This window comes from Saccharicrinis aurantiacus, assembly GCF_947489045.1.
GTDB lineage: Bacteria > Bacteroidota > Bacteroidia > Bacteroidales > Marinilabiliaceae > Saccharicrinis > Saccharicrinis aurantiacus.
On the sequence record NZ_CANLCN010000020.1, the window covers coordinates 1 to 12,920 of the forward strand.

Sequence of the window (12,920 nt, forward strand, 5' to 3'; positions counted from 1 at the left end):
GAAACCCTCTTTAAATATAGACATCATAGATAATGACCATATTAATAAGGCTGCTTAGATCGAACTCACGTTATTTACCATTAGAACCATGTTAGCAGGGGAAGGTAAATAGGCACAAAAAAAGGAGAACAGTATGTACCATTCTCCTTTACAAACTGTTGTTTGATTTTATCTTTTATAACTTGGCTTTTCCTTATTAAAGAAGTCGTTATATTCTTGAAAGAATTCAACTCCTAACATTTCAGGTAAGGCCGCTAATCCAAATAGCATACAACCATAATCAACACCTTCTACTTTAGATGGGCGCCAATTTAAGTCACTATAGCTGTATTTCCATAAAATGTAATCTCCACCATCAGAAATGCCTTCTCTTGCTGGTAGTGCCATTTTACCTAGTCCACGAGAATCTCGATATATTGCAATTAAATCTTCGCGAACTAAATCTGGTAATACTGCAGAATATCCTGCCATGGCGCTTAGTGCTACGTTTTTACCTTTGTTTCTATCTTTACCTGTGTTGATGTCTTTAATTTCACAAATTCGATCTACACAATAACTTTCCACTAATTCTCCATTGTTATCTCTTAGGCCAATTCCTGCAGTAGTTCCCCATTCGTATGTTTGCTTTCCCATTTCATCAAGATCATTTCTATCATGCCACCAAGCTCTGTCTGCTAGTGCAGCTTGCTTCATCGCCTCATGATATTCTTCGCTCACTGAAAAATCGTGCACAAACATATAATTAAACATGAATGTAAAATTAGAGGTAAACTCTTTAGTTACGGCATGATCTGTAGGGATATCAAATTTTTCGCCCGATTTACTGGTGTAGGTAGCATGTGGTAAGTTTTGAGTTGAAGCATACCATTTATCCCACAACTTATTGGCGGCATCATTCTTCTTTTTAGCCTGATTTTTAGCAAACCACGCTACAATCATATATTCATTGTAGGGTAAGGTGTAGTTGTTTTTAGCTGAACCATCAGGGTTCATCTCAAGTGCAATTTGACCTTTTTCCCAATCGCCAACAAATACTTCATGATTGATCATATTGTATAAACGATCGGCATATTCTCCAATTTTCTTATTTTCATGAAAATATCGCTTGGCAAATAGTACTCCACCTAACATTAAATCGGTGTCAATGGGGCTAAAATCATGACTCATTGATTCGCCTGTATGGATATTAAAGAAGTGGATGAAACAATTTTCATCAGTTTTCTCTAGATTAACACCATAATCGTTAATGCCTAAAACTGTTTCTAAGGTTTCGATGATTTGCTCTTCTGCATTGTTAGTCCATCCCATTTCTGTAGCCACACAAAGAGAAACTAAGCCCATACCAATATTGGCAGAAGATCCTCTGTCAGAACTCTCTTTTGTGCTCACATAATCGTTATATAAACCTTTATCAGTGCGGAGCATATCGTAAAACTTACAAGTATTTTGCAGAAGTTCTTCAAGTATTTGGTGATCGTTTTTTTGTGCAAATAGATTGCTTACAAGAGCAAGCGCTAGTAGTGTATTTATTAACCTTTTCATCAAACTTTAGTTTATGGATTGTATATTGATAACTGTATTTTAGAATCCTCACGCTTTATACAAACGTGAAGATTCTATTGGTAGTTTTATAGTTGCATTTACAACTATTTGATTTTAGATACTTATTTAACGAGCACTGGTTTTGTACTCTTGGATATTCCATTTTCATTAAAAGCCTCTATGGTAAAATAGTAACCCGTTCCTTTATCTAAGGATGGAACTTTATGCTCGTTTACATCATAAACTAACCACGAATGGTATAATTTATCGGGAGCAATACCCCAACGGATATTATAACCCTGAGCGCCCTTAACAGCGTCCCACGACATAACAGCATCACGTGGATCTGCTTCTCTGCTAATTTTAAAGTTTTTAACGCTTGATGGTATTTTCCCTTCGCCCAAACCAAATACGCGTACCTCAGACATGGCAAAGTTATTTCCTGGAACCTCGATGTTATTATAACGTACATACTTAGCTTTTACAGGAAGGCTTAAAGGGAGGTATGCATTAGGTGTATCCTTATAGCTTTTGCTTTTATCAACAATAGTTTCCCAGTTTGTATCATCAAGAGATGCTTCAATTGTATAGCGATGACGAAGACCTTCTACACGTGTATAAATACCCGTCTCATGATCGTGAAAATTAAGTTGCAATGCGTAAATCATTCCAACATTTTGCATTTCAATTTCTATCCACTGTTTATCATCATTAGCCTCTGCAACCCAATAAGATTTAGGGTTTTCATCAGTTAATATTTTTGATAATATTTTACCATCAGCAGTGCGCTCTTCTTGCATTTCTTCAATATCGAATTCACCATCATCGGCTGTGCTTTTTTCTATTTGCAGAACAGAACTTGATACTGTGGATTTACCTTTGTATGATAATAACATCCACCCATTGTGTTGACCCGCTTTTGTTGGATGACTTGGTGCATAACGCGGATAATCGCCATAGTGGGTATTACTATGCATAATATCTTCGTTATCGAAATAAGTGGGATACATACATAAACGGCGTTCCCAATGCGCATTAGAGGCTAGTGCTGTTGTGCCAAAATGCCAATACTGATTGTTGGTTTGCTTTACGGTAATACCATGACCGGCACCATTGGTAAAACCACCAGGTTTAAAACTAATTGGATTTCCTTTCATATATTCAAAAGGGCCAGTTGGTGAATCGCCTACGTAAGCACCATCAGCATAAACATTAAACTGTGTACCCGGAGCAGCATACTGTAAATAATATTTACCATTGTGCTTGGTCATTGAGGCCCCTTCCATATAACCTTCCTTTATGGTTGGATGAAAGTTATTTTCGCCAAAACGCTCCCAACCATGCTCTTCCTCATTTAAATAAATAAGTTCTTGCGGTTCCCCAACTTCAAGCATTCTATCATTTTTATTAAGCTCTTTTACTTTAAGAGGAAACACGTTGGACGATCCCCAATACAAATAAGTTCTGCCATCATCATCAATGAATATTTCAGAATCTTGTATGTTTTTTGAAATAGAAGCCGTTGGAGTCCACGTACCCGACTTAGGATCGTCAGAGTAAAGAATACTACCATAACCTGCAGGATTTCCTGCAAAATAGATTACTGAATCTTTATAATTGAATGCCGAAGGTGCGTTAGATCCCTCAAAAAACCATTGAGCCGGTTTGATAAATTCCCAATTTACAAGATCTGTAGAGTGCCAATATCCGAAAGATCGGGTTACAAACATGTAATATTCTCCCCTAAACTCCACAACTGCAGGATCGGCACCAGAGCGATAGGATAAATTATTGGCAGAATTATAAACCATATAAGTGTAATCGATATCGATAGGATTACAATAGGTTTGCGGCAATTGATCCTGTGCATATACAGAAAAACCGGCACTGGTAACTATAGACAAAAGTATAATTAAGCATCTCCTCATGTTATTTATTTTTTATAGTTAAATATCCATTCTAATAAATTGGGTTCGGCCAAAGCACTATCCCAACTGTTATGATTATCGTATGGATAAAGTGAATATTTAGATTGTGCATTTTGTTTTTTTACTACATCAAAAACATCCTGTGATAACTCTGGTTGAACCACATCATCCTGTGCTCCATGAAAAAACCAAATAGGTGTATTTGCGTATTGTTTGGCTAAATTGGCATCGTGCCCTCCACAAATAACCGCGGCTGCTGCATATTTAGCAGGGTATCTATACAAATGCTCTAAGGCACCTATTCCTCCCATAGAAATACCCATAATATAAAGGCGTTCGGCATCCACATAGCTAGTTTCAGATAGTGCATTAACCAATTGGTTTACCATTTGCGATGACTTGGGAAATGGCTTTTCCACATCAAAAGAAAAAACGGTACCATAAGAGGCCGTGTGAACTTTTTTTCGAGTGGTCCACATTTCGCTTGGGGGGCATTGTGGAAACACAGCAATACATGGAAAGTTATCTAAATTTTCCGCATTAGTGAATAAAGACCCGCCATGAGTAAGTTGCTTCTTATTATCGATTCCTCGTTCTCCTGCCCCATGTAAGAAAAGTACCAATGGATATTTTTTATTCGGATTAAAACCTTTTGGTAATAGAATCTGATACTGCAAAGTGTCAGAGTTCTGTATATAAGAACTCTTCTGAAATTTCTCACTTACATCCATATTGATGCTATCAGTAGAGGTATTTAGCATAAATAGCCATGTTAAGAATATTGATATCATTAGTTTAAGTATTTATCGGGTACTTGATATTTTAAAATTAAGCTATCTAATTCATTGTGAAGCTCGGTTTTCTTATCTTGATACTTTGGATTATCATAGATATTAATCATTTCGTCAGGGTCACTTTCAAGATCATACATTTCCCAAACACTATCTTTATAAAAATGGATGAGTTTAAACTGATCTTTTTTAACACCATTGTGTGCTCTAACATTATGGAAACCAGGAAACTCGTAGTAATGATAATACAATGATTTTCGCCAAGGAACATCTTCTGCATTCTCTTCCATTAATGGTAAAAATGATTCTCCTTGCATATCTGTTGGCGTTTCTACACCAAGCATATCTAAAAAGGTAGGTGCAAAATCGATGTTTTGTGTAAAGTTGTCTATTTCTACCCCTTGCTTATTTGTATATGGGTTACGAATAATCAATGGCATTCTGAATGACTCTTCGTACATCCATCGCTTATCGAACCATCCATGCTCGCCAAGGAAGAAACCTTGGTCTGAGGTATACACTACTATGGTATTATCTAGCATATCGTTCTCTTCGAGGTATTGGTACATTTCGCCAACACTTTCGTCAACAGACCTTACACATGCCAAATAGTCTTGTAAATAGCGCTGTAGTTTCCATTCTGCTTTTTCCTTTTCTGTTCTTTCAGTAAGGTAATAATCATTATTTCGTTCGCGATAGGCCTCTAAAAAAGTTTTACGTTCTTCGTCTGTCATGCGTCCAAAGAATACATCAGGCCACCTATCGTATAAAAGTGTATCACTATCAACACCAGTAACCATTTTTAAATCATGCCCTTCGTAGGCATCCACATAAATGTTCATTTCTTGCCCCGCTGCAGCTTGACGTCCTTTATAATTATCAAAGTAATTGCTAGGAATTGGAAACTCTGTGTTTTCAAATAAACGATAGTACTTCTCTTCTGGAATCCAATTACGATGTGGTGCTTTGTGGTGCATCATTAAAAAGAATGGCTTTTTAGTATCTCGATTACTTAACCACTCTTGCGTGTGCTTGGTAATTAAACTAGTTACATAGCCTTTTTCTTTTACCGTAGTATCTTTTGTAATAAAATCGGGGTTATTGTATTCACCTTGGTCGTGTAGTATGTTGTAATGATCAAATCCTACGGGAAGTGAGTTGAGGTGCCATTTACCAATAACAGCTGTTTCGAAACCATTATTTTGTAGGATATTGGCAATAGTGGCTTGTTCGCCATTAAAACGCGTGCCATCGTTTTTCATAAAACCATTGGCATGAGAATGCTTACCGGTAAGAACGGTGGCTCTACTTGGACCACAAATGGAGTTGGCGCAATAGTTTTCGGTAAATAGGAAACCTTCGTTAGCCAATCGGTCGATATTTGGTGTGGGAGCTAACTTAGATATTGGATGTCCGTAAGAGCTTATAGCTTGCAAAGCATGGTCATCCGTCATGATAAATAAAATGTTTGGCTGCTTTTTATTTTTGGATTTATTACCAGAACATGAAGCCACTAAGAGACCAGCAAGAATGAGTAATAATATATTAATTCTATGTATCATGATATAATTTATTAATTGTATTGGGTTTGATAAAAAGATAGATTAATAGTTTTTAGACAATAGTTTGATGAAATTGGGTAAAGAATAACGCTACCTAGCAATGTGCCAAGTAGCGTTAAGTAACTTTTTATTTAAATGAGAAAGTTTTGTGATTACTTTCATCGCTAGAACTAGTGCTTACCCACACATTAAAGTCGCCTGCTTCCACAGTTGGTTTAATGTTGCTATCTAAAAACTCAATAGTACTTTCGTCAATGGTAAATTCAACGGTTTTAGTTTCCCCTTTTTTAAGGGCAACTTTTTCAAAACCTTTTAGCTCTTTCACCGGACGTGTAACCGAAGCCACAATGTCTTGGATATACAATTGAACTACTTCTTCGCCATCGTAATTTCCATTGTTGGTAACATCAATTGAAACATTGATAGAACCGCCTTTAGAAAATTCAGCACTGCTCAATTTTAAATTGCTGTACTTATAGTTTGTATATGATAAACCATGACCAAATGGATATAGCGGAGTGTTTTCCACATCGATATAATTTGATCGGTAATCGGCAGGAGCATCATCGTTAAATGGGCGACCTGTATTTTTCATGTTGTAATAAATAGGCACCTGACCCACATTACGCGGGAAAGTCATTACTAATTTAGCCGATGGGTTGTAGTCACCTGCAATGATATCGGCAACAGCATCACCTGCTTTAATACCCGGATACCAAGCCTCAACTATGGCATCTACATTTTCAGCTTCCCATGATAAATCAAGCGGACGGCCATTGAATAATACCAAAACAATTGGCTTACCTGTTTTCTTCAATTCCTTTAAAAGCTCGCGCTGATTTCCCGGAAGGGTAATTTCACTACGACTAGCCGCTTCGCCTGACCAGTGGTAGTTTTCGCCCATCGCAACTAAAACCACATCGCTATTTTTTGCAGCTTTAACCGCTTTAGCAAATCCTTTTTTATTAGGCACATTTACCGTAGAAACCTTCTCTGTAGAACGATCGATTAATGGTAAATCAGTTCCTTTGGCATAAGAGAATTTTACTCTAGTATTGTTGTATTTAGCTTCTAAACCTTCGCGAACTGTTACTGATTTGCTACGATCACCTTTCATGGCCCATTCGCCATTTAAGCTTTCTCTTTCATCGATAAATGGACCGATTAATGCCACACGTTTAGCTTTCTCCTTTTTAATAGGGAGAATGTTATTTTCGTTTTTTAATAACACGATTGAACCTTGCGCAGCTTTATGAGCGAGCTCCATAAACTCAGGTTTCATTAATACCTCTTTTTCGCGCTCAGCATCGCAATATTTATACGGATCGTCGAATAAACCTAAAAGAAACTTCATTTCAAGAATACGTGCCACAGCAACATCAATCTGAGATTCAAGAATACTTCCTTCTTCAACCAACTCCTTAAGATGCGTTACAAAAGCTTCGCTAATCATATCCATATCAATACCAGCATCTAAGCTTAATTGGGCAGCTTGCTTGGCATCTTTAGCATATCCGTGAGGAATTAATTCAGTAATAGCCGTATAATCAGTAACCACCATTCCTTTAAATTTCCAGCTATCGCGAAGAATATCTGAATAGAGGTATTTATTTCCGGTACACGGTACTCCGTTTAAATCGTTAAATGCAGTCATAAAAGTACCTACACCTTCATCAATAGCAGCTTGAAAAGGAGGGAAGTAAGTCTCGTGTAATCTATGCTCCGACATATCGGTAGTATGGTAATCTCTACCAGCTTGTCCGGCTCCATAGGCAATAAAATGCTTGGCACAGGCAATAAGTGTATTGTTATCGCTTAGGTCGTTGTAATCAGAAATACCCTGAAAACCTCTTACTCTGGCACGTGCGACAAGAGAACCTAAATATACATCTTCACCTGCACCTTCAATTACTCTACCCCAACGCGGATCTTGAGAAATATCAATCATAGGAGCAAAATTCCAAGCCACACCAGAAGCAGTAGCTTCCTCAGCCGCAGCTCTGGCAGTTTGTTCCATAATATCTAAATCCCATGAGCAAGCTTCAGCCAAAGGAATAGGGAAAGTAGTTTCTAAACCATGAATTACATCAGCAGCAAAAAGCATTGGAATCTTAAGGCGTGAATGCTTCATGTTTTGCTCTTGAAGCATGCGTACATAATCAGCACCAAAAGCGTTAAAAGTACTACCAATCATACCTTTTTTAAGATATTCTGCCGATTGGTTTTCGGCAAGCTCGCCAGTAGCGGCAAAGTTTGCCGAGTATTGGTTCATCTGACCTATTTTTTCATCAAGAGTCATTAATGAAAGAACAGAATCAACTTTTTGCTCAATTGCTTTATCACCACTAAAGCTATCCCAACCCGGTATGTGAACCGTTTTGGGATAGCTGCATGATGAAAATAGAGCGGCTGCAATAACAGCTCCTGAGTAAATATATTTTTTAATTGTCATATTTCTTAATTTTTGAGGGGGAGAAAGACTCTCCCCTTTGTGATTAGTCAACTGCTGGTTCAGCTAAGTTTGGATTTAAATCCTCTTGAGCTAATGGTATTGGTAAATACTCGTGCTCACCAGCAACAAAACCTTCAAGCTTGCCAGCTTTTCCTGTTCTCACTAAATCGAAGAAACGGTTACCCCATTCTACTGAAAGTTCAGCACGACGCTCATCTAGTATATCATCTTGTGTTGGACTATTGATTGGATCTAAACCAGCTCTTGTGCGTACTTCATTTAATGGGCCTGCAGCATTACCGCCAACCATTACTTTAGCTTCGGCATTCATTAACAGAACATCGGCATAACGCAGTACTTTTATATTGTTGTTCGAGCCATAGTCGTTACGTCCGGGAGTAATTTGATCAGATGGCACATAAGGCTTACCGTTGTAATAAGCTTTTATGTCTTGGTAATCTGGCTCAAACAAAGGAATAGAATCTCCTGCAGGCGTAAATTCGCCTGATGATAAAATAGAAACTTCCCAACGAAGATCTTCGTTACGATCTTTCATAAAATCTAAATGTTCTTTCTCAAACATGATAAAACCCCAACCAGTTATTGGCGCTTCTCCTTGAGCCGGACCTTGATGACCGAACCATGAGCCACCGTAAATTTGGTCGCCACTACCGTTATCAAAATCAGTAAACTGAAGTTCATATAGTGATTCAGGTGCTAGTTTTCCAGGTATTTTAAAGTAATTGTAATATGCATCACCTTCACTTAAACTGATACCAGCTTCAAGAATAATTTGATCTGTAATAGATTCAACTAAACTGAAATCTCCTTCCATCAAGGCAACTTTTGCTTTTAAAGCCATTGCCGTATATTTGGTTACAGCACCAGGGTGCGATGTTTGAGTTTCTGGTAAATGTTGAATACAGAAATCTAATTCTTCTTTAATGTACTCTCTAACTTTAGGTAAAGAATTACGGTAAGGTTGGTAAGGGATACCGTAAGTAATATCTTCGGGATTAATGATAGGTACATCACCCCAAAGGTTACTAATAAGGTAGTATGCTAAAGCTCTGTGGAAGATAATTTCAGCTTCGTAAGAATTGATTAATGCAATATCTTCATCACTAGTTAAATGCTCACGGAAGTTATCCATTAGCACTTGATTATCATGTGTATTAAAAACCAATTTGTAAAACGATACCCATGTGTTGTTTAAAGCCCAAAATCCTTTAGCCAGTGGATAGTTGAAGTTTTCAACGTTTAAGTATTCGCCCTGATCGTTTAATGAGCCACCACCTTTAGTAACTTCGTCTCCACGTACGTTTAATAAAGGCCAAATTTCCCATTGCGATAAACGAGCACGTGCTTGTGAGTATACCCCAGATACTGGTGCATACATCAGGCTTTTATCAGTATAGTCGATATCCTCAGAAGGGATAGTTCCTTCTTGAACAATATCTAACCAATCGGTGCAGGATGACATTAAAACTGACATGATCAGCATTAATGCTATTTTATTTAATTTTTTCATTGAATTGCTATTTTATGTCATTTAAAAGAAACGCCAAATGGATGTTAAATTGGAGTACAGAACAAGTTCATTTGGCTGTTTCAAATAAAATGTATTGTTAAAAATTAATGCGTGCTCCTAAAGAGAAGATTGCAGGTACAGGATATACTGAATAATCAATTCCGTTTGGAACTTCAGGTGTAAAACCATTTGAATTAAAGAATGTAAATGGTCTGTCCATGTTTACAAATACTTGTGCAGCCTGTAAGCCAATTTTCTCCATAGCTGTGCGTGGGATATCATACGATAAACGTACGTTTTGAATACGGAAATAAGATCCATCTTCAATTAAGGCATCACTTAAGCGACCGTTATTCCATGAGCGGTATAAACCTTCAGCTGAAGGAGCGCTATTTGTTGATCCGGGTCCTGTCCATAAGCTATGGTATAAGTTGGCATCAACATTATTTTCAGGATGTTTGTTAATATCGGCACGTCGGGCATTTAATATTGATACACCCTGAACACCTTGGAAGTTAGCAGCTAAAGTCCAACCTTTGTAACCAACAGCTACATTAATACCGTATGTGAAATCCGGATTCGGGTCGCCTAATGTAGTACGATCATTATCATCTATTTGGCCATCGCCATTTAAATCTTTATATCTAAAATCACCTACTTGTAGGTTGTTATCTTGTGCAATAGGGCAGGCATCTATTTCTGCTTGTGTTTGATACACACCATCTGTTTGCCATCCATAGAATGAGTATAATGAGCCTCCTACATAAGAACGCTGAGGTAACTCGGCAGTTCCTGTTTGAAGATATGGCTCACCACTTAAATCGGTTACTACATTTTTAATAGTTGTGATGTTACCACCAATTGAATAATGGAAATTGTCACCAATTTTATCCGACCAGTTTACCATTACTTCAACTCCCGAGTTGCGAACAGAACCTGCATTTTGTAATAAGTGACCATTACCCATAGGAAGCGTGGTTAAAATAACCATGTTGCGTGTTTCTCTATTGTAGTAATCTACTTCGGTACTTAATCTATAATCGAACATTTTGGCTTCAATACCAATATTTTTCTCATCAACCATTTCCCACTCTAAATCAGTGAAAATTGGGTTGTTTACCATACCCGGAACTAAGTTTGTTCCTCCAAAAATACCCGAATCACCTAAGCCACCATTTGCAATAGAAGCAAAACCATCGTTACCCGGAACTCTATCGTTACCCAATAGACCCCACGAAGCACGCATTTTTAAGAAATCAACATTAGCATTTGATAATCCGCTAGCCCAATCTTCTTGAGAAATTACCCAACCAGCACCAAGTGATGGAAAGTAACCCCATTTTTGTTGATATTTCGATGATCCATCAGCACGCATTGTAAGTGATAATAGATATTTGTGGTTGTAATCGTAAGAGAAACGAGTAAAGGCTGACATGCCTCTAAAGCGAGCTCCTCCATCGTCACTTCTTCTGGTATCAGCGTCACCAGAACTTAAGTAATCTTTATTGGTAACATTTTGAGCAGTACCATTTAACCAACGATAATTTTCTTCACGTACCGAGAAACCAACCATCGAGGTTAAGCTATGACCACCCCAGTTATTACGTACTGTTGCGGTATTGTCCCATACGTAGTCGTAATTCCAATTGGTTGTTTTACTTAAGTTATTAACCAGTTGTTGGTTGTTTCCTACGACATACTCTGGAGTATACAATGTTGCGGCTCCATATCTGAAATCCATGTTCATAGATGAACGTAATGTAATATCCTTGTTATCCCACGGCTTTAATTCAGCATAAATATTTGGCATAAAGCGTGTGATGTCAGAACTATTATCTCCATGATAATAGGCTCTTGAAACTGGGTTTGAATAATACGTTCCGTAACCTAAGTCATGTGGATTATCAAAAGGAACAGGGTAAGAGTTACCACTATTCTCTTGTTCGTATACCGGATACATTGGATTATTTACATAAGCCTGAAACCATGCTTGATCATCATCAATCATGCGATGCTCTTGCGTTAAGATAGTACCAAAGCCTATTTTTAACTTTGAAGAAACCTCATAATCAACTTTACCACGTAGGTTAAAACGATCATATCCACCAGTGGCATCCATAATACCATCCTGACTAAAGTAACCAACACTAAAGGCATACGCCGATTTGTCATTACCACCTGTAATAGATAAGTTATGATTTTGAATTGGAGCAGTGCTTTTAATCAATTCATCATACCAATCGGTAGAAACTCCTGGAACACCATTAGCACCACCATATTTTGCAATGGCATTATCAACAAAACGTCCATTACCAGAAGCTCTCATTAATTCTGCATATTGGGCAGAATTAGCCATTTCAACACGTTGAGTTACCGATTGAACACCGTAGTATCCATCATAAGTAACCTGCATTTCGCGGTTTTTGCCACCACCTTTTGTGGTAATTAAAACAACACCATTTGCAGCACGAACACCGTATATTGCTGCGGCAGAAGCATCCTTAAGAATCGACATTGTTTCAATGTCGTTAGGATTAAGGAAATTGATATCATCTAAAAACATTCCGTCTACTACGTAAAGCGGGTTTGAGTTTTGAATAGACCCAACACCACGTATACTTACAGATGGGCCTTCTCCGGGAACACCTGAGTTTACAATGTTTACACCTGCAACTTTACCCTGTACAGCAGTCATTGCCGAAGAAGAGTTCATTGAGGTAATTTCATCAGCAGAGACACTTGCAATAGGCGAAGTAAGGTCTTTTGATTTACTGGTACCATAACCTATTACTACCACCTCCTCAAGGTCACTGGCATCACTCTTAAGTACAACTCTAAGGTTTGTTTGGTTTCCAATAGTTACTTCCTGACTAATTAATCCGATGAAGGATACCACTAATACATCAGAAGCATTTACTCCCGGAAGTTCAAAGTAACCATCAAGGTTAGTTGAAGCCCCCGTAGTTGTGCCTTTAATAATAACACTTGCCCCAGGTAACTCAAAGCCAGAATCGTCAAAAACGTGCCCTGTTACAGTTACCGTTTCTTGCGCTAAAACCACTTGGCTTAGCAGCAAAAACATAAATAGAAATTTTCTAATCATTATAGATAATT

The 12,920-nt window shown here is 37.8% G+C and carries 7 protein-coding genes; all 7 read right to left on the minus strand.

Annotated elements, in window-relative coordinates; genetic code table 11:
• Positions 1-168: 168 nt before the first annotated feature.
• The gene (locus QMO11_RS18165; RefSeq protein ID WP_282039001.1) at positions 169-1,542 is read right to left on the minus strand and encodes a hypothetical protein; all 1,374 of its coding nucleotides are present in this window, start codon (positions 1,540-1,542) and stop codon (positions 169-171) included.
• A 122-nt stretch (positions 1,543-1,664) separates the two neighbouring features.
• A complete protein-coding gene (locus QMO11_RS18170) occupies positions 1,665-3,470 on the minus strand; it encodes a family 43 glycosylhydrolase (RefSeq protein ID WP_282039002.1) in 1,806 nt (601 codons plus the stop codon).
• Positions 3,471-3,475: 5 nt separating this feature from the next.
• Positions 3,476-4,261, minus strand: a complete 786-nt coding sequence (locus QMO11_RS18175) for a carboxylesterase family protein (RefSeq protein WP_282039005.1) — start codon at positions 4,259-4,261, stop codon at positions 3,476-3,478.
• Entirely contained in the window at positions 4,261-5,823 is a 1,563-nt protein-coding gene (locus QMO11_RS18180) for a sulfatase family protein (protein ID WP_282039006.1), read from the minus strand. The genes QMO11_RS18175 and QMO11_RS18180 overlap by 1 nt, the downstream gene beginning before the upstream one ends.
• Before the next feature lie 127 nt (positions 5,824-5,950).
• Positions 5,951-8,275, minus strand: a complete 2,325-nt coding sequence (gene bglX, locus QMO11_RS18185) for a beta-glucosidase BglX (protein WP_282039007.1) — start codon at positions 8,273-8,275, stop codon at positions 5,951-5,953.
• A 43-nt stretch (positions 8,276-8,318) separates the two neighbouring features.
• On the minus strand, positions 8,319-9,806 hold the full coding sequence (locus QMO11_RS18190; RefSeq protein WP_282039008.1) for a RagB/SusD family nutrient uptake outer membrane protein: 1,488 nt from the start codon (positions 9,804-9,806) through the stop codon (positions 8,319-8,321).
• A gap of 97 nt (positions 9,807-9,903) precedes the next feature.
• The gene (locus QMO11_RS18195) at positions 9,904-12,909 is read right to left on the minus strand and encodes a SusC/RagA family TonB-linked outer membrane protein (RefSeq protein WP_282039009.1); all 3,006 of its coding nucleotides are present in this window, start codon (positions 12,907-12,909) and stop codon (positions 9,904-9,906) included.
• Positions 12,910-12,920 lie beyond the last annotated feature (11 nt).